This is a genomic window from Roseateles sp. (genome assembly GCF_039595295.1).
Classification (GTDB): domain Bacteria; phylum Pseudomonadota; class Gammaproteobacteria; order Burkholderiales; family Burkholderiaceae_C; genus Roseateles.
Window position 1 is genome coordinate 101,299 of sequence record NZ_JBCNLU010000012.1, and the last position, 19,892, is coordinate 121,190.

Annotated in this window: 24 protein-coding genes; 23 read left to right on the plus strand and 1 reads right to left on the minus strand. The window is 70.8% G+C overall.

Going from position 1 to position 19,892, the window contains the following annotated elements; all coding sequences use genetic code 11:
- Positions 1-8 precede the first annotated feature (8 nt).
- The 16 genes from fliF (at position 9) to ABDW59_RS11665 (ending at position 13,768) form a co-directional block, all read left to right on the plus strand.
- Positions 9-1,847 (plus strand): flagellar basal-body MS-ring/collar protein FliF, encoded by a 1,839-nt coding sequence (fliF, locus tag ABDW59_RS11590; RefSeq protein WP_343629943.1) that lies wholly within the window; start codon positions 9-11, stop codon positions 1,845-1,847.
- Entirely contained in the window at positions 1,831-2,868 is a 1,038-nt protein-coding gene (locus tag ABDW59_RS11595; protein WP_343629944.1) for a FliG C-terminal domain-containing protein, read from the plus strand. The genes fliF and ABDW59_RS11595 overlap by 17 nt, the downstream gene beginning before the upstream one ends.
- Positions 2,865-3,632: a flagellar assembly protein FliH gene (fliH, locus tag ABDW59_RS11600; protein WP_343629945.1), complete on the plus strand. Its 768-nt coding sequence runs from the start codon at positions 2,865-2,867 to the stop codon at positions 3,630-3,632. The genes ABDW59_RS11595 and fliH overlap by 4 nt, the downstream gene beginning before the upstream one ends.
- Complete coding sequence (fliI, locus tag ABDW59_RS11605) at positions 3,629-4,948, plus strand: flagellar protein export ATPase FliI (RefSeq protein ID WP_343629947.1); 1,320 nt, start codon at positions 3,629-3,631, stop codon at positions 4,946-4,948. Before fliH ends, fliI begins: the two co-directional genes overlap by 4 nt.
- Positions 4,945-5,469 carry a flagellar export protein FliJ gene (locus ABDW59_RS11610; RefSeq protein ID WP_343629948.1) on the plus strand — a complete coding sequence of 175 codons (525 nt, stop codon included), beginning with the start codon at positions 4,945-4,947 and terminating at the stop codon, positions 5,467-5,469. The genes fliI and ABDW59_RS11610 overlap by 4 nt, the downstream gene beginning before the upstream one ends.
- A gap of 83 nt (positions 5,470-5,552) precedes the next feature.
- Complete coding sequence (fliD, locus tag ABDW59_RS11615) at positions 5,553-6,911, plus strand: flagellar filament capping protein FliD (RefSeq protein WP_343629949.1); 1,359 nt, start codon at positions 5,553-5,555, stop codon at positions 6,909-6,911.
- Positions 6,912-6,936: 25 nt separating this feature from the next.
- On the plus strand, positions 6,937-7,323 hold the full coding sequence (gene fliS / locus ABDW59_RS11620; RefSeq protein WP_343629950.1) for a flagellar export chaperone FliS: 387 nt from the start codon (positions 6,937-6,939) through the stop codon (positions 7,321-7,323).
- A 13-nt stretch (positions 7,324-7,336) separates the two neighbouring features.
- Positions 7,337-7,660: a hypothetical protein gene (locus ABDW59_RS11625; RefSeq protein WP_343629951.1), complete on the plus strand. Its 324-nt coding sequence runs from the start codon at positions 7,337-7,339 to the stop codon at positions 7,658-7,660.
- Positions 7,657-8,970: a flagellar hook-length control protein FliK gene (locus ABDW59_RS11630; RefSeq protein ID WP_343629952.1), complete on the plus strand. Its 1,314-nt coding sequence runs from the start codon at positions 7,657-7,659 to the stop codon at positions 8,968-8,970. The genes ABDW59_RS11625 and ABDW59_RS11630 overlap by 4 nt, the downstream gene beginning before the upstream one ends.
- Positions 8,967-9,449: a flagellar basal body protein gene (locus ABDW59_RS11635; RefSeq protein WP_343629953.1), complete on the plus strand. Its 483-nt coding sequence runs from the start codon at positions 8,967-8,969 to the stop codon at positions 9,447-9,449. The genes ABDW59_RS11630 and ABDW59_RS11635 overlap by 4 nt, the downstream gene beginning before the upstream one ends.
- Positions 9,450-9,462: 13 nt before the next feature.
- Positions 9,463-10,176: a FliA/WhiG family RNA polymerase sigma factor gene (locus ABDW59_RS11640; RefSeq protein WP_343629955.1), complete on the plus strand. Its 714-nt coding sequence runs from the start codon at positions 9,463-9,465 to the stop codon at positions 10,174-10,176.
- 16 nt (positions 10,177-10,192) lie between these two features.
- Positions 10,193-11,113, plus strand: a complete 921-nt coding sequence (motA, locus tag ABDW59_RS11645; protein WP_343629956.1) for a flagellar motor stator protein MotA — start codon at positions 10,193-10,195, stop codon at positions 11,111-11,113.
- Positions 11,103-12,119 carry a flagellar motor protein MotB gene (locus ABDW59_RS11650; RefSeq protein ID WP_343629958.1) on the plus strand — a complete coding sequence of 339 codons (1,017 nt, stop codon included), beginning with the start codon at positions 11,103-11,105 and terminating at the stop codon, positions 12,117-12,119. The genes motA and ABDW59_RS11650 overlap by 11 nt, the downstream gene beginning before the upstream one ends.
- A 38-nt stretch (positions 12,120-12,157) precedes the next feature.
- A complete protein-coding gene (gene flgM, locus ABDW59_RS11655) occupies positions 12,158-12,454 on the plus strand; it encodes a flagellar biosynthesis anti-sigma factor FlgM (protein ID WP_343629959.1) in 297 nt (98 codons plus the stop codon).
- On the plus strand, positions 12,451-12,924 hold the full coding sequence (locus tag ABDW59_RS11660; protein ID WP_343629960.1) for a flagellar protein FlgN: 474 nt from the start codon (positions 12,451-12,453) through the stop codon (positions 12,922-12,924). The genes flgM and ABDW59_RS11660 overlap by 4 nt, the downstream gene beginning before the upstream one ends.
- Complete coding sequence (locus tag ABDW59_RS11665; RefSeq protein WP_343629961.1) at positions 12,911-13,768, plus strand: glucosaminidase domain-containing protein; 858 nt, start codon at positions 12,911-12,913, stop codon at positions 13,766-13,768. The genes ABDW59_RS11660 and ABDW59_RS11665 overlap by 14 nt, the downstream gene beginning before the upstream one ends.
- An 80-nt stretch (positions 13,769-13,848) precedes the next feature.
- Here the strand turns inward: ABDW59_RS11665 and flgA are convergent, their stop codons facing one another.
- Positions 13,849-14,589 (minus strand): flagellar basal body P-ring formation chaperone FlgA, encoded by a 741-nt coding sequence (gene flgA, locus ABDW59_RS11670; RefSeq protein WP_343629962.1) that lies wholly within the window; start codon positions 14,587-14,589, stop codon positions 13,849-13,851.
- An 82-nt stretch (positions 14,590-14,671) separates the two neighbouring features.
- Here flgA and flgB point away from each other — a divergent pair, with 82 nt between their 5' ends.
- From flgB to flgH, 7 genes are all read left to right on the plus strand, one after another.
- A complete protein-coding gene (gene flgB / locus ABDW59_RS11675; protein WP_343629963.1) occupies positions 14,672-15,067 on the plus strand; it encodes a flagellar basal body rod protein FlgB in 396 nt (131 codons plus the stop codon).
- Between the two features lie 27 nt (positions 15,068-15,094).
- A complete protein-coding gene (gene flgC / locus ABDW59_RS11680; protein WP_343629964.1) occupies positions 15,095-15,520 on the plus strand; it encodes a flagellar basal body rod protein FlgC in 426 nt (141 codons plus the stop codon).
- A gap of 40 nt (positions 15,521-15,560) precedes the next feature.
- On the plus strand, positions 15,561-16,214 hold the full coding sequence (locus tag ABDW59_RS11685; RefSeq protein WP_343629965.1) for a flagellar hook capping FlgD N-terminal domain-containing protein: 654 nt from the start codon (positions 15,561-15,563) through the stop codon (positions 16,212-16,214).
- Positions 16,215-16,284: 70 nt separating this feature from the next.
- Positions 16,285-17,493: a flagellar hook-basal body complex protein gene (locus ABDW59_RS11690; RefSeq protein ID WP_343629966.1), complete on the plus strand. Its 1,209-nt coding sequence runs from the start codon at positions 16,285-16,287 to the stop codon at positions 17,491-17,493.
- A 79-nt stretch (positions 17,494-17,572) separates the two neighbouring features.
- On the plus strand, positions 17,573-18,307 hold the full coding sequence (gene flgF, locus ABDW59_RS11695; RefSeq protein ID WP_343629967.1) for a flagellar basal body rod protein FlgF: 735 nt from the start codon (positions 17,573-17,575) through the stop codon (positions 18,305-18,307).
- Between the two features lie 100 nt (positions 18,308-18,407).
- A complete protein-coding gene (gene flgG, locus ABDW59_RS11700; protein WP_343629968.1) occupies positions 18,408-19,196 on the plus strand; it encodes a flagellar basal-body rod protein FlgG in 789 nt (262 codons plus the stop codon).
- Between the two features lie 11 nt (positions 19,197-19,207).
- Complete coding sequence (gene flgH, locus ABDW59_RS11705) at positions 19,208-19,891, plus strand: flagellar basal body L-ring protein FlgH (protein ID WP_343629969.1); 684 nt, start codon at positions 19,208-19,210, stop codon at positions 19,889-19,891.
- Position 19,892: the final 1 nt, after the last annotated feature.

Here is a 19,892-nt window from a genome sequence, read left to right on the forward strand (position 1 = left end):
CCAGGACCATGAACGATCTGCAGACCCTCTCCGCCGGCAACGCCGAGCAGCCCGCCTGGCGACGCCGCCTGGGCGGCTTGCTCAGCGGCCTGGGCAACGCCGCGCCGGCCGCCGGTGCCGGACTGCGCGGCGCCGCGCCGCTGCTGGTGCTGGCCGCCGTCGTCACCGCGCTGGTGCTCACGCTGCTGTGGCGCGACCAGGCCGGCTACAAGCCGGTCTTCGGTCAGCGCGAGCACGTGCCCACCGCCGACGTGCTGGCCGTGCTCGACGCCGAGCACATCGGCTATCGCCTGCATCCCGACAGCGGTCAGGTGCTGGTGCCCGATGCCGAGCTGGGTCGCGCGCGCATGCTGCTCGCCGCCAAGGGCGTGGTCGCCAAGCTGCCCGCCGGCCTGGAGCTGATGGACAAGAACGACCCGCTGGGCGTGAGCCAGTTCGTGCAGGACGTGCGCTTCCGTCGCGGCCTGGAGGGCGAGCTCGCGCAAAGCATGATGGCGCTGGACGCCGTCGAGTCGGCCCGCGTGCACCTGTCCATCGCCAAGAGCAGCTCTTTCGTCCTGAACGACGGGCAGAAGAGCTCGGCCTCGGTGGTGCTGACGCTCAAACCGGGCCGCACGCTGGGCAACGAGCAGATCGCCGCAGCGATCAACCTGGTCGCCGGATCGGTGGCCAATCTGGATCCCGCCCGCGTGAGCCTCGTCGATCAGCAGGGCAATCTGCTGTCGGCGCGCGTCGACATGAGCGAGGGCTTCGACGGCGGCGCGCAGGGCAACGAGGCGCAGCGCCGCATCCAGGACGAGGTCCGCCGCAATGTGCATGAGCTGCTGGCCCCGGTGCTGGGCGAGCAGAACTATCGCCTCAGCGTCACCGCCGAGGTCAACAACGACCGCGTGCAGGAAACCCGCGAGCAGTACGGCGACGCGCCCAAGCTGACCAACGAGGCCATGCGCGAGGAGCAGGACCGCGAGCGCATCGCGCTGGGCGTGCCGGGCTCGTTGAGCAACCGCCCGCCGGCCGCGCTGGCCGCCGCCGCCGCATCGGCCGCGCAGGGCGAGGATCCCAACGGCGCGGGCAACAGCAACACCGCGCGCAAGAACGCGTCCACCCGCCAGTACGCCTACGACCGCAGCATCACGCAGGTGAAGAAGAGCCGCGGCCGTCTGGAGCGGCTGAGCGTCGCGGTGCTGCTGAACACCGCCGCCGCGCCCGGCGGCGCCAAGGACTGGGCGCCCGCCGACATCGCCAAGATCGAGCGTCTGCTCAACGGCGGCCTGGGCATGAACACCACGCGCGGCGACAAGCTGAGCGTCTCCACGCTGGCCTTCCCGCAGGCGCCGGTGGCCGAGCCCTGGTACCAGCAGCGCGACAACCTCGTCGAGTTCGGCGGCTGGGGCGTGTACGCGCTGGCCGCGGCGCTGGGCTACTTCCTGCTGGCGCGTCCGCTGCTGCGCATGGGCCAGCAAGCGATGGGCATGGGCGGCGCCAAGGCCGCGAAGGCCGGCGCGCCGCGCGTGGCCGAGCGTCGTCCGGGCCAGCCCGAGATCACACCGCTGGAGCCGCTGCCGGGCAGCGGCGGCGCAGCGGCCGGGTCGTCCGCGACGGCCGGCGTGCTGGGCGCCGACAGCGGTCCTGCGCTGGGCCTGCCGGGTCTTCCCGGCCTGGCCGCCACGGCACCGCAATCCGGCTCGGCCGTGACGCCGCTGCTGGAGAACTTTGAGCTGCCGCCGCCGGGATCGCCGGTCGACGTGCTGGTGGACCACCTGAAGGTGCTCGCGGCCAAGGAGCCGGAGCGGGTGGCGGAAGTCGTCAAGCAATGGGTGCAGAAGAAAAATGGCCGAAGCGAGTGATTTCATTCCGCCCGGCAGCGCCGCGTCGCTGAGTCCGGTGGAACGGGCCGCCATCGTGCTGCTGAGCATGGGCGAGGAGCCCGCGGCCGCGGTGCTGCGCTGCCTGTCGCGCGAGGAGCTGCTGGACGTCACGCAAGTGATGTCGCGCCTGTCGGGCATCAAGGTCGATTGGGTGAAGACGGCCCTGCAAGGCTTCTTCGACGATTACCGCGAGCAGAGCGGCGTGCACGGCGCGTCGCGCAGCTACCTCAAGCGCTCGCTGGACCTGGCCTTGGGCGGCCAGATCGCGTCCAGCGTGCTCAACAGCATCTATGGGGACGCCATCCGTCCCAAGATGCAGCGCCTGCAATGGGCCTCGCCCAAGTGGCTGGCCGAGCAGATCAGCCATGAGCACCAGCGCATGCAGGCCGTGTTCCTGGCCTTCCTGCCCAGCACGCTGGCCAGCGAGGTGCTGGCCGCGCTGCCCGAGAACGCCGCCGGCGGCCGCGATCGCGTGCTGCTGCAGATGGCCCGGCTGTCGGAGGTCGACGCCGAGCTGCTGGCCGAGCTCGAGGAGCTGGTCGAGCGTTGCCTGTCCGGTCTGGGCCAGCAGGGCGCCGCGGTCGAGGGCGTCAAGCAGGTCGCCGAGATCCTGAACCGTCTGCCCGGCCAGCGCCAAGAGATGGTGGAGCTGCTGCGCGCGCACGACGCCGCGGTGGTCGCCGAGATCGAGACTTCGATGTACGAGTTCTTCATGCTCTCGCGCCAGAGCGAGGCCACGCTCACCCGCCTCATCGAGGAGGTGCCGATCGAGCTGTGGGCGGTCGCGCTCAAGGGCGCCGAGCCGCCGGTGCGCGATGCGCTGCTGGCCGCGATGCCGCGCCGTCAGGCGCAGAGCTTCGAGGACCTGATGCGTCGCGGCGGCCCCATGCCGCTGAGCCGCGTCGAGCAGGCGCGCGGCGAGATCATGGCCCAGGTCAAGGCCTTGGCCGACGCGGGCGAGATCCAGGTGCAGCTGTTCGCCGAGGACGTCGTCGAATGAAGACCACGCGCCCGCATCGCTTCCCGCCGCTGGCGCAAGTCGGCCGCGCCTCGGCCGCCCTGGACGGGCAGGCCGGCGCGCAGCTGCAGGCCAGCCTGGCGCAGGGCTTCCAGGAGGGCCTGGCCAAGGGCTACGAGGAAGGCTATGCGAGCGGGCTGCGCACCGGCACCGACGAGGCCCGCGCCGCCGCCGAGGCGGCCGGTCATGCGCAGGGGTTGGCCGCCGGCCGCGAGGACGCCAAGGTGCTGCTGACCAGCCCGGTCGCCGCCGTCGACACGCTGCTCAGCCATCTCTGCCAGCTGCAGCAGGACTATCAATCGGCGATGCGCCGCGAGGTGGTGGAGCTGGTCGAGCGCGTTGCGCGCCAGGTCATCCGCGCCGAGCTGACGCTGCGTCCGTCGCAGCTGATGGCGCTGGTCGACGAGACCCTGTCCTCGATGCCGCCGTCGCACGACGGCGTCGAGGTCTTCCTGAATCCCGAGGACCGTCAGCGCCTGCTGGAGCTGGGTCCGGAGCGCATCCGCGAATGGACGCTGCGCGCCGACGCCGCGCTGGATCCGGGCGAGTGCCGCGTCATCGCCGGCGGTCGCGAGGCCGATGCCGGCTGCCGTCAGCGCCTGGCCGCCACGATGGCGCAGGTCCGCGGCCAGCTGATGCCCGAGACGACGCTGGACGGTCAGGCAAGGCCTGACCCCGCCGAACTGGGCGACGCCGTCAACATGGCCGGTGCCGCGGCCGCTACTGACGGGGAGATCACGCCGTGATCAGCAACGCCCTGCGCCGGGTCGAGCTCGACGACGTGCCGGTGGCCACGCCCACCGGCCGTCTGGTCGGCGCCTCCGGCCTGTTGCTGGAGGCGACCGGCTGCGTGCTGCGCACCGGTCAGCGCTGCCTGATCGAGGCGCAGGGCGAGGGCTCGACCGGCGACTGGCTGGCCGCGCAGGTCGTGGGCTTCCGCGACCAGATCGCCTATCTGATGCCGTTCAAGAAGCCCGACGGCCTGGCCGCCGGCGCCCGCGTGCTGCCGGCGCCGGAGCGGTCCTCGCTGATGATCGGTCCGCAGTGGATGGGGCGCATCGTCAACGGACTGGGCGAGCCCATCGACGGTCTCGGCCGCCTGAGCGGCGATCAGCCGCTGCAGATGGTGCCGCCCAAGGTCAATCCGCTGCGCAAGAAGCCGGTCGACGAGCCGCTGGACGTCGGCGTGCGCGCGATCAACGGCCTGCTGACGCTGGGCCGCGGACAACGCGTGGGCCTGATGGCCGGCTCCGGCGTGGGCAAGAGCGTGCTGCTGGGCCTGATCACCCGCAACACCGTCGCGGACGTGGTCGTCGTCGGTCTGATCGGCGAGCGCGGCCGCGAGGTGCGCGAGTTCATCGACCTGTCGCTGGGCGCCCAGGGCCTGTCCCGCGCCGTCGTCGTGGTCGCCCCGGCCGACGAGTCGCCGCTGATGCGTCTGCGCGCCACCGAGCTGTGCCACAGCATCGCCGCCCATTACCGTGACCAGGGCCAGCATGTGCTGCTGCTGGTGGACTCGCTGACCCGCTATGCGATGGCGCGGCGCGAGGTCGCGCTCGCGCTGGGCGAGCCGCCCGCCACCCGCGGCTATCCGCCGTCGGTCTTCAGCCTGCTGCCGGAACTCGTCGAGAGCGCCGGCAACGGCGAGGGCGAGGGCAGCATGAGCGCCATCTACACCGTGCTCGCCGAGGGCGACGACCAGCAGGATCCGGTGGTCGACACCGCGCGCGCCATCCTGGACGGCCACATCGTGCTGTCGCGGGCGTTGGCCGAGCGCGGCCACTATCCGGCCATCGACGTGGCCCAGTCCATCAGCCGCTGCATGGCGCTGGTGGCGGACCGCCCTCAGCAACAGCAGGCGCGCGAGCTCAAGCAGCTGATGGCGCGCTTCGAGCAGGTGCGCGAGCTGATGCCGCTGGGCGCCTACGTGCCCGGCGCCGATCCGGCCACCGATCGGGCCGTCGCGCTGTGGCCGCGCATCGAGCAGTTCCTGCACCAGGGCACGCACGAGGGCGCGCCGCTGGCGCGGACCCTGGATCAACTCAAGGAGTTGCTGGCATGAGCGCCGACAAGGATTCGCTGCGCCGCAGCCTGGGCCGTCTGGCCGAGCTGCAGCAGCTGCAGCTGGACCGTCAGCAGGCCAAGCTGGTCGCGCAGCAGCAGCTGTGCCGCCGCGTGCAGGGCACGGTCGAGCGCCTGGAGGCGCTGGGCGCCCACGCCACGCTGGCCGGCGCGCAGCTGCCGGGCCTGGCGCAGAACAGCGCCGCCTACAAGCAGGCCATGCTGGGCTGGGCCGACCGTCAGCGCGAGGAACTGGCCCGCGGCCAGGCCGAGCTGGAAGTCGTCCGCGCCGAGACCCTGGCCGCCGCGCGCAAGCAGGAGACCCTGCGCCAGCTGGTCGAGCGCGCCGACGCCAAGGCCCGCACCGAGCAGGCGCGCCGCGAGCAGAAGGGGCAGGACGAGATCGCCAGCCAGGTCGGCGGCGGTGGGGCGTCTGGCGCCCGCAACGACAGCGCCTTCGGTGGTCTGAGCGCCTTCGGCGCGCTGACGGCGCTCAAGGCCACGCGAGGTCGCCATGGCTGAGCGCGCGCGGTTTAAGTCCCGGCCGGCGGCGGTCGTCTTCCACCAGGGAAGTCTCAACCCTGGAATCCGTGGAGGAGCCCGTCATGGCCACTAGTTTCGATCCCACCTCGACCGCCACCAGCCTGGCCACCGCCTACACGGCGCCGGCGCAGGCGCTGCTGGACGCCCAATCCAAGGCGGCCCAGGCCGCGTCGACCGGACTGACCCAGCTGCAGAGCGCGCTCAGCACCTTCAAGACCGCGCTGGCCGCGCTGTCGTCCAAGCCGGGTCAGAGCGTCACGCAGTACAGCGCCACGCCCAGCGACACGTCCTACATGACGGCCACGGCGGCCTCGGGCGCGCAGCCGACCAGCACGCCGCTGTTCGTCGAGCAGCTCGCCACCACCAACCAGGTCGCCTTCCAGGACCTGCCGGCGGTGCCGGCCGGCCCGGGCAGCATGTCCATCCAGCTGGCCAACGGGACCAGCTTCAACGTCGATCTGGCCAGCGCCGACGCCGACGGCGACGGCACGCTGTCGCAGACCGAGATCGCGCGCGCCATCAACACCGCCGCCAGCGGCAACGCCACGGCCATGGTCGTGACGGTGGGCGGCGCGACGCAGCTGATGCTGACCTCCGGCGTCAGCGGCGCGGGCGGCAAGCTGACCATCGACACCTCCGGCCTGTCCGGCCCGCTCAAGACGGCGCTGGACGACACGTCCAAGCGCAAGGAGCTGGTCGGCGCGCAGGACGCGGTCGTGTGGCTGGGCGCGCAGGGCACCGGCGTGCGGCTGCAGCAGGCCAGCAACACCGTCACCGCGATCCAGGGCGTGACCATCACGCTGAAGAAGGCGCAGACCACCGGCGACTCGCCGGTGACCCTGGCCGTCGCCCGCGACGACAGCGCCACCACGACCAAGCTGCAGAACTTCATCGACGCCTACAACACGCTGGAGAAGACGCTGGACGGCCTGACGCAGGTCGGCAAGGAAGGCGCGGCCAACGGCGCCTTCGCCAGCGACGCCGGCGTGCGCGCGATGCGCGACCGCATCGGCAACCTGCTGCGCGCCGATTACGGCGGCAGCAACCTGCGCACGCTGGGCGTGTCCGTCGCGCGCGACGGCTCGCTCAGCCTGGACAGCGCCAAGCTGAGCAAGGCGCTGGCCGCCACGCCGGACGCGCTGGACAAGGTGATGGGCTCCACCGCCTTGAGCAACTCGTCGGGCGTGCTGGGCGCGCTGGACAAGCTGGCCGACGGCTGGACCAACAGCTCCAGCGGTCAGATCAAGCAGCGCCAGACCACGGTGCAGGCGCAGCAGAAGAGCATCACCGACCGCCAGACCCGTCTGACGGATCAATACAACCAGGCGTACCAGCGCTATCTCCAACAGTTCACGCAGCTGCAGAACCTGCAGTCGCAACTGTCGGGGACGAGCAGCATGTTCGACGCCGTCTCGGCCTGAGAGCCGGGAAGACGAGTCCCCTCCGATGAGTCACGACGCCTACCAGAGCTACCAGACCGTCAACCTGCATGCGCAGACCGCGCAGGCCTCGCCGCTCCAGCTGGTGCTGGTGCTGATGGACGGCCTGCTCGACGAGCTGGCCCGCGCCCGCGCCCACATCGAGGCGCGCCGCTTCGAGCTCAAGGCGGCCAGCCTGGAGAAGTGCGTCGCGATCATCAACGGCCTGTCGAGCGCGCTCGACCTGGAGGCCGGCGGCGAGGTCGTCGCCAACCTGGCGCGGCTCTACGACTACTGCGCCGAGCGGCTGTACCGCGCCGGCGTGGAGCTGGACATCGCGCCGGTGGACGAGGTCCGCACCCTGCTGACGCAGATCCGTGGCGGCTGGCAGGGCGTGCTGGCCCGCGGCGCTTGAGGAGGGACGCGCGATGCCGATTTCCTCTCCCGTCACCGCCCGTCTGCAGATGCTGGGCGAGCGCCTGCGCGAAGCCTGCGGCGCGCGCAACTGGACGGCCGTCGCCCGCACCGACGCCGAGCTGGCGACGCTGCTGGGCGGTCTGGACACCTCCCAGCTCAGCCCGGGCGAGCGCGGCGCGCTGCAACAGCTGCGCCGCCTGCATGCGCAGGTGCGCGGCGACTGCGAGCGCGAGCTCGAACGCGTGCGCCAGACCCTGGACCAGATGCAGCAGCAGCGCCAGGGCTGGTCCGCCTATGCGGAAAGCCAGGCCTGGGGCATGGAGGCGCAAGCATGACGATGACGACGACCCCGCGCGCGACCGCGGCGAACACCGCAGCCGCCGACGTGCTGAACGCCGCCGCGGCCAAGCCCGCCAACGCGAAGGCCGCCCCGGCCAGCGGCAATAGCACCACCGACAGCTCGGCCAACGCCGGATCGGGCAAGACGTCCGCGAAGGACGCGGGCCCGTTCGCGCGCCTGATGGCGCCGGCCGACGAGGCCGCGACCGCGCGTGCCATGAGCCCGAAGGACGCCGAGAACGCCGGCAAGCTCGATGAACAGGGCGATGCGAACGCCATCGATGTCCTCGACGCCGAGCTGATGCGCGCGCTGGACGGGCTGCTGGGACGCGACACCGCGCTCGCCGCGGGCGAGTCCGCCGCGATCGGCATCGTCGGCGCGGGCGCCGAGGGCGATCATGACGCCGCCCGGACTTCCGACGACGATCAACTGCCGGCCGGATCGACGCCCGCGGCGCTGATGTCGATGCTGATGCCCACGCTGTTGCCGACGGCCATGCCGCCGGCACCGGTGGCGACGCGGGACGGCTCGAGCCCGTCCGGCGCCGCGACGGGGCAGGCCTCGACCGCGTCCGCGCTGGCGACCGATCCGGCGCGGCTGTTGTCATTGCAGGCGCAGGGCGTGACCTTGGCCGACGCCTCGTCGACCGCCGCCGCCCTCAATCCCGCGACCGTGGCCGCCGGCGACGACGGCGCCTGGCAAGGCCTGCAGCGCTGGAGCGCCGACCTGATGGCCGCGATGGCGCCGTCGGCTTCGTCGACGCCGACGCCGACCGCCGGAACGAGCACTGGAACGCCCGCTCCATCCGCCTCGACGCTGAGCCTGCCGGGCTCGCGCGACGCCTGGCAGCAGCCGCTGATGCAGGCGCTGGGCGATCGTCTGCAACTCCAGATCGCGCAGCGCAGCGACAGCGCGCGCCTGCACCTGGAGCCGCCGCAGCTGGGCCGCATCGAGATCGACATCCGTCAGCAAGGCGGCGCGCTGCAAGTGCAGCTGACCGCCAGCAACGACGAGGTCCGCCAGCAGCTGCGCCAGATCGCCGAGCCGCTGCGCCACGAGCTGGTGCAGCGCCATGCGGGCGAGGTGTCGGTGCAGGTGGCGACTGGCGCGCAGGCGGCCGGCGACGGTCGCGGCCGCGACGGCGCATCGGGCCAGTCGCACGCCGGCGGGCAGCCGCGAGAGGGCCAACGCCAGCCGGGCCGCGGCCTGGGCGATGAAGACAACGCCGGGACGACAGGGTCGTCCGGCGCCGGCGCGATGGCCTTCGCCGACGCGCTGGCCGGCAACACGAGGAACACGCGATGAAGAGCAAAGCCAAGCTGATCGCCATCGTCGCGGCGGTGGCCCTGCTGGCCGCGGGCGGCGCTGGTGTCGCCGTATGGTGGATGCAGCATGACAAGGCCGGCGCCAAGGGCGCGGACGGCAAGGACGTCAAGGTCGAGGTCAAGGACGAGAAGCCCGCGCCCGACTACAAGTACGTGACGCTGGACAAGGTGCTGGTGATGCTGCGCGGTCCCAACGGGGCGGCGGTCTCGCATTACATGGCGGTGGACATCGTCTTCAAGACCTTGCCCGACCAGGAGAAGCGCACCAAGGACCACCTGCCGCTGCTGCGCACGGTGGCGGTCAAGGCGCTATCGGCCTACACGCTCGACGGGGCGCAGGCGATGAGCGTCGAGGACTTCGCTCAGCTGCTCAACAAGGCCTATGCCGAGAGCTACGCGGCGGACCGGCGCGAGGCGCCTTTCGCCGAAGCGCTGATCGGCAAGCTGATCATCGAGTAAGCGGAGCCCGACCGTGCAGCACGCCTACGCCGAATGGGGCGCCGTCGCCACCGCCGGACCCGGCGCCGACATCGAGCAGCGCACGCTGCGCGAGTACGCGCCGTTGGTCAAGCGCGTGGTGCGACAGCTCTCGGCGCAGGCCAGCGCGGTGATGGACCGCGAGGACATGGAGCAGATCGGCCTGATGGGCTTGCTGGAGGCGCTGCGCCGCTACGGGATGCCCGACGCGGGCTTCGGCGCCTTCGCGGCGCTGCGCGTGCGCGGCGCCATCCTGGATGAGCTGCGCCGGCAGGACTGGCGTCCGCGCACGGTGCGCCAGGACAGCCACCGCCAGCGCGACGCGCTGCGCGCGCTCACACGTCAACTGGGCCGCGAGCCGGCCGAGGCCGAGGTGCTGGCGCATCTGAAGCTGACGCCGCAGCAGTACCAGGACTTCCTGCAGGCCGAGGTGGCCGAGGAGCTGGCCAGCTTCGACGAGCTGGTCGAGGAACTGGCCCAGCTGCCCAGCGACCACCGCAGCCCGGAAGCGCAGCTGATGGTGACGCGCTCGATCGCGCAGGCGCTGTCGGCGCTGAACGAGCGCGAGCAGAAGGTCATCCAGCTCTATTACGAATTCGACGCCAGCCTCAAGGAGATCGCCGCGGTGCTCGATCTCACCGAGGCGCGCGTCTCCCAGATCAACAAGGCGGCGCTCGCCAAGATGCGCGCCTTCCTGCAGCAGGCCTGAGGGCCGGAGTACGGACATGCAAGCTCTCGTCGGAATCCTCATCGTGCTGGGCTGCGTCTTTGGCGGCTTCATGATCCACGGCGGCTCGTTCAAGGTGATCTGGCAGCCGGTGGAGCTGCTGATCATCGTGGGCGCCGCGGTCGGCGCCATCGTGCTGGGCAACCCGGGCCACGTGCTGTCGGAGATGCTGCTGCAGCTGCGCAAGCTGGTGCGCCGCAACAGCCACGGCCAGGAGTTCCAGCGCCAGCTGCTGCTGCTGATGTACGAGCTGCTGCAAGCCGCCGCGGGCGGCTTGAAGGCGCTGGACGCGCACGTCGAGGCGCCGCACGAGAGCCCGCTGTTCCAGCGCTATCCGCTGATCCTGGACAACAGCAAGCTGCTGCACTTCATCGTCGACAACTTCCGTCTGATGGCGATGGGCAAGATCAACGCGCATGAGCTGGAGGGCGTGCTGGAGCAGGAGCTCGAGGCCATCCACGATGAGCTGATGCAGCCCTCCAAGTCGCTGCACAAGATCGCCGAGGCGATGCCGGGCTTCGGCATCCTGGCCGCGGTGCTGGGCATCGTGATGGCGATGAACCATGTCGCCGAAGGCGCCAGCACCGGCGAGATCGCGGTGATGGTCGCGACCGCGATGGTCGGCACCTTCATCGGCATCTTCTTCTGCTACGGGGTAATGGACCCGGTCTCCAACATGATGAAGCAGCTGGTGCACGCCGAGCTGGCCTCGCTGGAATCGGTCAAGGTGGTGCTGGTCACGCACGTGGCGGGCAAGCCGCCGCTGCTGGCCATCGATGCGGGCCGCCGCCTGGTGCAGCTGAACATCAAGCCCAGCTTTGCGCAGCTGGAGGGCTGGATCGACGCGCTCAACGACAGCGGCGACGACGCCGGATCGCGTCGCCGTCCGGGCGATCAGGGAGAGCGCCGTGCAGCCTGAACTCGCGACCCAAGGCGGCCGCGCCGTTCGCGGCGAGGCGCATCCCACCATCGTCAAGCGGTCCTCGCGGCGGCATGAGGACGAGGGACATGGCGGCGCGTGGAAGGTCGCCTTCGCCGACTTCTGCCTGGCGCTGCTGTGCCTGTTCCTGGTGCTGTGGTTGCTGGCCTCGCGCAACTCGGAGCGCATGCAGGTGGTGCTGCAGAACGCCGGCGCCAATCTGATCGAGGACGGCCAGGGCCTGACCAACTCGCTGGCGGCGGGCTCGCGCGGCAGCATGATCGAGCGCCATCCGGTGCCGGCTCGCAGCGAGGACCCCAGCGCCGGCGATCCGCAGCACGGCTCGACCGATGCGCGCGTCGGCCGGCCCAGCCTGGACTCGCCCGAGCAGCTGCAATCGCTGGCGCGCCGCATCGCCGGCCTGGCCGCGGAAGAGGGCCTGCAGGGGCACCTGCGCACGGCGGTCACGCCGCAAGGCCTGCGTCTGCAGTTGCACGACACCGAAGCCAGCGGCATGTTCGAGCGCGGCAGCGCGCAACCGGCCGCGCCGCTGCGCGCGCTGCTGCGCAAGCTGGGACCGATGCTGGCTCAGATCCGCAACCAGCTGCTGATCGTCGGCCACACCGACGCGACGATGTATCAGGACAAAGGGCCCGGCGCCTTCACCAACTGGGCGCTGTCCAGCCACCGCGCCATGGCCGCTCGTCATGAGCTGCTGGCCGGCGGCATGCCCGAGTCCAGCGTGCTGCAGGTCAGCGGCATGGCCGACGCCGCACCGCTGGATGCGCTGCATCCGACGGCGGCGGTGAACCGCCGCATCGAGCTGATGCTGCTGACCAGCGCGCAGGCGCAGTCCATCGCCGCGCTGTACGGGCCGGCCGGTCTGCGCGATCCCGCGCTGGATCCGGCGGACCAGATCCGTGGCTCGATCCCGCCCGCCGCGAGGAACGCCGCCCCTCACACAGCCTCCGTGGCCCAGCCCGCCGCGCCGGCGGCCTCTCGCTGAAGAGGCCCCGCATGCGTACCAGATCCAAGGGTGAACGAATGAAGATCACGTCCTCCGGCCCGCTGAATCCCGTGACCGGCGCGTCCACCGCGCAGGTCGAGTCCACCGACCGCGTCACAGTCGCCGCGGGTGCCGGTGTCGCCAGTCCCGCGCTGCAAGCGGCCGCGCTGGAAACCGATCTGCTCAAGCCCGCGCAAGCCGACCTGGCCGCGATGCCCGATGTCGACCAGACCAAGGTCGCCGCGCTGCGCGACGCGTTGGCCAAGGGCGAGATCCGCTTCGATGCGAATCGCCTCGCGCAGCTGATCCAGCGCTTCCACGGAGGCCGCTCGTGAGCGCAGTCCTGAGCGCAACGACCCCGCGTCGCCGCGCATCGACCGGCAGCGCCGTCGAGATGCTGCGTCAGCTGAGCATCGGCCTGACCGCCGATCTGCACGGTTACGCCGCACTGCGCGAGCTGCTGGAGCGCCAGTTCTACGCTGCGCTCAGCCACGACGCCGAGGCCATCAACGCGCTGTCCGCCGCCATCCTGGCGCAGGCCGCCGAGCTGGACGCGCAGCGCGCGCGGCGGCGCGAGTTGCTGGTCGCGCTGCTGGGCCGAGCCGCGCGTCCGGATCTGCGCACGCTGATCGCCAAGCTGCCGGCCGCCACCGGTGAGCCGCTGCTGGCGCTGCGCCGCGCGCTGGACCAGGCGCTGAGCGAGTGCAAGGCGCTGAACCTGCGCAATGCTCAGCTGATCACCGAGCAGCAAGCGCTGATGCAGCAGCTGCTGGGGCGCGAGGAGCACGTCTATGAGCAGCGCTGAGTTCGGCTTCGGTCGCGACGCCGGGGACTTCCCCGCGCTGGGCGGCATGAACGGGATGAGCGGCGCCGGCGGCATCGGCGGCGCGAACGGCCGTGCGGTGCCGGGCAACGGCGCGGGCGCGGAGCGCTTCGATGCGCTGTTCCAGCAGCTGAATCGCGAGGTCGTGCGCTACATCGAGCAAGGCGACGGCGGCACGTCCGGCACCGTGAGCGGCAGCGCCGCGCTGAGCCCGGAGGGCGCGTGGGGACGCCTGCAGGCGATGTCGGCGTTCGGCGTGGACGGCGTCGGCGGGTTCAACGGGTGGGGAGGCATCGGCGGTGCCGGTGTCATCGATGGCGGCATCAACGCTGGTGTCAATGGCGGCATCGATGGCGTGAGCGATGAGCAGCGTCAGGCCTTCATCGACCAGACGCTGCCGCTGGCGCGTCAGGCCGGCGCCAAGCTGGGCGTCGCGCCCGAGGTGCTGACCGCGCAGGCGGCGCTGGAGACCGGCTGGGGCCGCTCGCCGATTCGCGCGGCGGACGGCACGCCCAGCCACAACTACTTCGGCATCAAGGCCACCGGCTGGAACGGCGCCGTCGCGCAGGCAATGACGACCGAGGTCGAGCAGGGCGCGCCGGTCGCCCGCAGCGAGGCCTTCCGCGCCTACGCGTCACCGGCCCAATCCTTCGACGACCTCGCCCGGCTGATCGGCACCAACCCGCGCTATCAGGGCGCGCTCAACGTCGGCGCCGATGCGCGGGCTTACGGCGCGGCGCTGCAACGCGGCGGGTATGCGACCGATCCGGCCTATGCGGAGAAGCTCGCGCGCGTCGCTGCGCGAGTGCAGGGAGCGAGCAAGTGAACTCGCCCATGAACGCGTCCATGAACACGTCCATGAGCGCGCCGATGAGCGCGCCGATGAGCGAGCTTCTGCCCCTGAGCTCAGCGCAGCTCGGCGGGCTCCACGAGTCCGGGCTCGAGCACGCGTGCCTGGATCACGCGGCCGCTGGCGCTGTTGCGCACGCGGATCACCGCCTGACGCGCGCCGCTGTCCAGCGCCTCGCCCGCGCCTTCGACGCTGACGCCGCCGCGCGAAGCCTGGATGCGCACCGCGTCACCGCGCTTGACCACGATGGCCGCGGCCAGCAAGCGCTTCTGCAAGACCTGACCGACGCGCAAGGTGCTGCGGGCGGCCTGACCGGGTTCCAGCGTGGACAGCGCGTCGGGCGTCTGGCTGATGTCGCGGCGCTGCAACTGCAGCGCGTCGTCGTTGACCGGCTGACCGCTGGCCACGGACTGCGCGACGACCAGCACCTCGGCGCTGAGCGCGGCGCGCAGCAGGAAGTCCTGCGGCGGCACGCGGGCGGCGTCGTCGGCGCAGCGCGCGACCAGGCGCAGGCGCAGCAGGCTGCGACTGTCCTGCATCGCGACGTCCCAGCCGGCCGGGCAGGGCGGGCGAACTCGTGGGGCGGGCTGGGTGAGCTGGACCTCGGGCGCGATCAGACCGCTCTGCCGGGCCTGATCCAGCAGCGTGGCGCGGGCCGCCTCCATCACCTGCGCCTCCAGCGCGTCGCCGCCGCGCGGGGCGGCCGCCGGGGCTGCATTGGCGGACAAGGGCAGGCAGGCGGTCAGGCCCATCGCCACGACCGCCCAGCCGATCGCCGGGCGGGTCGTCAGGCCCATCGCCAGATCACGGGCTGAGGCCGCGACAGCGGACCGCAGCGAGTCAAGGGATTCGGAAACGAAGCAAGAAAGGGAGTCGCGCATGAGCATAGATTTCAGCAAGGCGGCCGGCGTGCATGACGACGCGCTGCGTCTGCGCGCGGAGCGCACCAAGGTCCTGGCCTCCAACATCGCCAACGTCAGCACGCCGGGATACCAGGCGCGGGATGTGGATTTTGCCGCGTCGCTGCGGTCCGCACTCGGCGATGACGCGTCGGGCGGTGGTTCCGGCGACGGCTTCGGCGGCGGACTCGCGCTGGACACCGGCGCCGAGGACACGCTGTATCGCGTCCCCTATCACCCCTCGCAGGACGGCAACACCGTCGAGCTGGGCGTGGAGCAGGCCGCCTTCGCGCAGAACGCGCTCGATTTCCAGACCAGTCTGACCTTCGTGACCATGAAGCTCAAGGGCGTGGCCAAGGCCATCGCCGGTCAATAACGCCCCGCGGCAACAGGAGCGATCCCCATGTCCTTCAAGCAGATCAGCCAGATCGCCGGCTCGGCGATGTCCGCGCAGACCGTGCGCCTGAACACCATCGCCAGCAACCTGGCCAACGCGCAGTCCGCGTCGGGCAGCGAGCAAGCGACCTATCACGCCCGCAAGCCGGTCTTCGCCGCGCTGGCCGCGCGCGAGGGCCTGGGCGAGCAGCAGCTCGCCGGCGCGCGCGTGCAGGTGCTGGACGTGGTCGAGAGCCAAGAGCCGCTGCGCAAGGCCTACGAGCCCGAGAACCCGCTGGCCAACGAGAACGGCGAGGTCTATTACCCCAACGTCAATCCGGTGGCCGAGATGACCGACATGTTGTCGGCCTCGCGCGCCTTCGAGACCAACGTCGAGGTGCTCTCCCGCGTGAAGTCCATGCAGCAGTCCCTGCTGCGCCTGGGCGAATCCTGATTCCATCGACGCCCCCGCGCCCCTCGCCAAGGACCCCGCCATGACCACCACCGTCAACAACAACACCGGCTCGAGCAGCAGCACCAGCAGCGACAGCATCGCCTCAAACGGCAGCCTGAGCAGCCTGTTCACCACGCTGCTGGTGGCCCAGATCAAAAACCAGGATCCGCTCTCGCCGCAGGACCCGTCGCAGTTCGTGAGCCAGCTGACGCAGCTCAGCCAGGTCGAGTCTATGCAGAAGCTGACGTCTCAAGGGACGACCAACACCAGCATGTTGGCCAGCCTGCAGCTGATGACGCTGGGGGCGCAGGTCGGCTCGACGCTGCAGGCCGCGGTGTCGCAGGTGCAGTTGTCCGGCTCGCCCGTCGAGCTGCGCTACACGCTGGATTCGAGCAGCCCGTCCAACACGCTGGTCGTCACCGGCAGCGACGGGCGCGAGCAGCGCATCGACCTGGGCGCGCAGGGCAAGGGCGAGCAGAGCTACACGCTCGATCCCGCCAAGCTGGGTCTGGCCGACGGCCAGTACACGCTCAAGTTCGAAGCCGGCGACAAGCGCGCGGTCTCGGTCGAGGCCGTCGCCCGCCTGGACGGCGTGCGTCTGTCCGCCGACGGCAACGTGATGCTGCAGCTGGCGGGTCTGGGCGAGGTGTCCAGCCAGTCCATCACGCAGTTCAAGGGACGCGCCGCGTCCTGATCGGCGCCGTCGCCGACCCCGTCCCGCATCTCCTTCATTCCCCAGATTCCAACGCCTTCGGAGGCCCCCAATGAGTTTCGAAATCGCACGTTCGGGCATCAACGCGGTCAACGCCAGCCTGGAGACCATCAGCAACAACATCGCCAACTCCGGCACCTACGGCTACAAGTCCAGCCGCAGCAACTTCTCGGCGATGTATGCGGACAGCCACCCGACCGGCGTCGAGGTGAGCTCCACCACACAGAGCATCGAGAACGGCGGAGGCCTGTTCAACACCGGGCGCGGCATGGACGCGATGATCCAGGGTCGCGGCTTCTTCGCGGTGCGCGATCCCGCCGGTCAGACCGTCTTCACCCGCGTGGGCCTGTTCAACGTGGACAAGGACGGCTACGTCGTCGACAGCCTGGGCCGCAAGGCGCAGGGCTATGCGGCGGTGCTGGACGCCAACGGCCGTCCGGTGCAGGGCGGCGGTCTGGGCGCGCTGGGCGACCTGCGCGTCTCCACCGGCCAGATCCCGGCCCAGTCCAGCGACAAGCTGAGCTTCAACGGCAACCTCAGCGCCGACTGGACCGTGCCGGCCGTGGCCACCTTCGACAAGGACGAGCCGCGCAGCTTCAACAGCTCGGTCACCTCCACCGTCTATGACTCGCTGGGCACCAAGCACAGCGTCACGCAGTACTTCGTGAAGACGGGCACCAACACGGTCAACGCCTATTACAGCTTCGACGGCGCGGCCCCGACCGGCGTGGGCACGACCTTCAACTTCGATGCCCAGGGACAGCTGACGGCGGTGCCGGCGGTGAGCATCAACGCCACGCCGGCCAACGGCGCGGCGCCGATCGCGATGACGGTGGACTACACCGGCCTGACGCAGTTCGCCGGCGACACGACCACCCGCACCAACGAGACCAACGGCTACGCCGCCGGCACGCTGACGGGCACCAGCCTGTCGGAGGACGGCTCGCTGATCGCGACCTACAGCAACGGCGAGAAGCAGACCGTGGGGACGCTGGCCCTGGCCACCTTCGCCAACGAGTCGGGCCTGAAGGCCATCAGCGACACCAGCTGGACGACCACCGGCGACAGCGGCGTGGCGCTGTACTCGCGTCCGGGCGCGGGCACCGCGGCCAAGCTGTCGGCCGGCGCGCTGGAGCAGTCCAACGTCGACATCACCGGCGAGCTGGTCAGCTTGATGGGCGCGCAGCGCAACTACCAGGCCAACACCAAGCTCATCTCGACCGAGAACGAAATGATGCAGGCGCTGATGCAGGCCGTCTGAGGCCGCGTCGACCCGCCTTCGTATGGAAGCCCTCGAGGCTTCAGACCTCAAGACCTGACCCTCAGAACGGATCACGACGATGGACGCCCTGATCTACACCGTCATGAGCGGCGCCGAGCGCATCCAGCGCGCGCAGGCCGTGCATGCCAACAACCTGGCCAACCTGGAGACGGCGGGCTTCCGCGCCAACCTGGAGCAGGCCTCGGCCGCGCAGGTGCAGGGCTACGGCTACGACGCGCGCCATCTGGCGCAGGAGCGCTCGGACGTCATCAGCGCCCGCGCCGGCAGCCAGCGCGACACCGGCCGCGAGCTGGACCTGGCCATCCAGGGCGACGGCCTGTTCGCCGTCGCGCAGGACGGCGCGGACGGGCAGGAGGCCTACACCCGCGGCGGCAACTTCACCGTCGACGCGGACGGCACGCTCAAGCTGGGCCGGCATGTGGTACTGGGCGAGGGCGGTCCCATCGTGATCCCGCCCAACGACAAGCTGCAGGTGCTGGAGGACGGAACCGTCAGCATCCTGACCGCGGGCAACACGGAGCTGCAGGCGGTGGATCGGCTCAAGCTGATCAAGCCGCAGTTCTCGCAGATGACCAAGAACGAGGCCGGCCTGCTGGTCACGCGCGACGGCAGCACGCCGCAGGCCGACGCGACCGTCAAGGTCGCCGCCGGCAAGCTGGAGGCGAGCAATGTCTCGGCCGTCGAGGAGATGGTCGCGACGATGAACCTGGCGCGCGACTTCGAACTGCAGATGCGGCTCTTCAAGTCGGCCGACAGCATGGCCGAGACCGGCAACCGCCTGGTGCGCGAGTGACGCGCCCGCCGCCGACCCACGAGCGACACGGCCGGCGACACGACAACCGAAACCGAATCCGAATCCGAATCCGAATCCGATTTCCAGCAAGGAGCGATCGATGAACCCCGCAATGTGGATCAGCAAGACCGGCGTGCAGGCGCAGGACGCGAAACTGCAGGCCATCGCCAACAACCTGGCCAACGTCAACACGGTCGGCTTCAAGCGCGACCGCGTGATGTTCGAGGACCTGTTCTATCAGGTCGAGCGTCAACCGGGCGCACAGGCCGAGGACGGCACGGCCGCGCCGACCGGCGTGCAGCTGGGCAACGGCACGCGCATGGTGGGCACGCAGAAGGTCTTCACCGGCGGCAGTCTGCAGACCACCGGCCAGAACCTGGATGTGGCCATCGTGGGCAACGGCTTCCTGCAGGTTGAGGGCCCCAACAACCGGCCGGCTTACACCCGCGCCGGCCAGCTGCAGACCAGCCCCGAGGGCCGCCTGGTGACGGCGCAGGGCCAGCGCATCCAACCGGAGATCACCATCCCCGCCGGCGCCACCGGGATCACCATCGGCGAGAACGGCATTGTCACCGCCACGCTGTCCACCAGCGCGACGCCGCAGGAGATCGGCCAGCTGCGCCTGACGCAGTTCGTCAATCCGGCCGGCCTGCTGGCGCTGGGCGACAACCTGTTCCAGGAGACCGGCGCCAGCGGCGCGCCGACCGAAGGCATTCCCGGCGAGAACGGCCTGGGCAAGCTCAAGCAGGGGGCGCTGGAGGGATCGAACGTGCAGGTCGTCGAGGAGATGGTCGACATGATCGCGGCGCAGCGCACCTATGAGATGAACACCAAGGTGCTGTCCGCCGCCGACAACATGCTGCAGACGCTGGCGCAAGCCGCGCGCTGATCGGAGCCGTCATGAAGCGCGTCGCTCTTCCTCGTGTCTCGTCGGCGCTCGCCGGCGTCGCCGCGTTCATCGCGCTGGCCACGCTGTCGGGCTGCGCCGCGATCGCCCCGCCGGCGCTGCCCAGCGCGGATCCGGGCGAGCTGCCGCTGCCCATCGCCCCGACGCCGCGCCCGCAGGGCGGAGGTGTCTTCGTCGCCGGACGCAGCGCCAGCCTGATCGCCGACACCCGCGCCTTCCGCGCGGGCGACGTGCTGACGGTGGTGCTGGAGGAAGCGACGCAGGCCAGCAAGAGCGCGGCGACGCAGAGCGGCAAGAAGAGCGGCTCGGACTTCGGGCTGGATCTGAACGGGAAGTCGCGCGCCTACGGCATCAGCGGCAACCGCGATTTCAACGGCAGCGGCAGCAGCACGCAGCAGAACACCTTGCAGGGCGCGATCACCGTGGTCGTGCAAGAGGTGATGAGCAACGGGCTGCTGCGCGTCTCGGGCGAGAAGAGTCTGACGCTCAACCAGGGCGAGGAGCTGATGCGCGTGGCGGGCTACGTGCGGCCTGCCGACGTGGACAGCGAGAACCGTGTGTCCTCGCAGCGCGTGGCCAATGCGCGCATCGCCTACAGCGGACGCGGGCAACTGGCCGACGCGAACACGCCGGGATGGTTGAGCCGCTGGTTCAACAGCCCGTGGAATCCGATCTGAG

Bases quoted from the DNA above. Each gene is read 5' to 3' on its own strand.
- fliF (WP_343629943.1), top strand. From the start codon at position 9: ATGAACGATCTGCAGACCCTCTCCGCCGGCAACGCCGAGCAGCCCGCC.
- ABDW59_RS11595 (WP_343629944.1), top strand. From the start codon at position 1,831: ATGGCCGAAGCGAGTGATTTCATTCCGCCCGGCAGCGCCGCGTCGCTG.
- fliH (WP_343629945.1), top strand. From the start codon at position 2,865: ATGAAGACCACGCGCCCGCATCGCTTCCCGCCGCTGGCGCAAGTCGGC.
- ABDW59_RS11610 (WP_343629948.1), top strand. From the start codon at position 4,945: ATGAGCGCCGACAAGGATTCGCTGCGCCGCAGCCTGGGCCGTCTGGCC.
- fliD (WP_343629949.1), top strand. From the start codon at position 5,553: ATGGCCACTAGTTTCGATCCCACCTCGACCGCCACCAGCCTGGCCACC.
- fliS (WP_343629950.1), top strand. From the start codon at position 6,937: ATGAGTCACGACGCCTACCAGAGCTACCAGACCGTCAACCTGCATGCG.
- ABDW59_RS11625 (WP_343629951.1), top strand. From the start codon at position 7,337: ATGCCGATTTCCTCTCCCGTCACCGCCCGTCTGCAGATGCTGGGCGAG.
- ABDW59_RS11630 (WP_343629952.1), top strand. From the start codon at position 7,657: ATGACGATGACGACGACCCCGCGCGCGACCGCGGCGAACACCGCAGCC.
- ABDW59_RS11635 (WP_343629953.1), top strand. From the start codon at position 8,967: ATGAAGAGCAAAGCCAAGCTGATCGCCATCGTCGCGGCGGTGGCCCTG.
- motA (WP_343629956.1), top strand. From the start codon at position 10,193: ATGCAAGCTCTCGTCGGAATCCTCATCGTGCTGGGCTGCGTCTTTGGC.
- flgM (WP_343629959.1), top strand. From the start codon at position 12,158: ATGAAGATCACGTCCTCCGGCCCGCTGAATCCCGTGACCGGCGCGTCC.
- ABDW59_RS11665 (WP_343629961.1), top strand. From the start codon at position 12,911: ATGAGCAGCGCTGAGTTCGGCTTCGGTCGCGACGCCGGGGACTTCCCC.
- flgA (WP_343629962.1), bottom strand. From the start codon at position 14,589: ATGGGCCTGACGACCCGCCCGGCGATCGGCTGGGCGGTCGTGGCGATG.
- flgB (WP_343629963.1), top strand. From the start codon at position 14,672: ATGAGCATAGATTTCAGCAAGGCGGCCGGCGTGCATGACGACGCGCTG.
- flgC (WP_343629964.1), top strand. From the start codon at position 15,095: ATGTCCTTCAAGCAGATCAGCCAGATCGCCGGCTCGGCGATGTCCGCG.
- ABDW59_RS11685 (WP_343629965.1), top strand. From the start codon at position 15,561: ATGACCACCACCGTCAACAACAACACCGGCTCGAGCAGCAGCACCAGC.
- ABDW59_RS11690 (WP_343629966.1), top strand. From the start codon at position 16,285: ATGAGTTTCGAAATCGCACGTTCGGGCATCAACGCGGTCAACGCCAGC.
- flgF (WP_343629967.1), top strand. From the start codon at position 17,573: ATGGACGCCCTGATCTACACCGTCATGAGCGGCGCCGAGCGCATCCAG.
- flgG (WP_343629968.1), top strand. From the start codon at position 18,408: ATGAACCCCGCAATGTGGATCAGCAAGACCGGCGTGCAGGCGCAGGAC.
- flgH (WP_343629969.1), top strand. From the start codon at position 19,208: ATGAAGCGCGTCGCTCTTCCTCGTGTCTCGTCGGCGCTCGCCGGCGTC.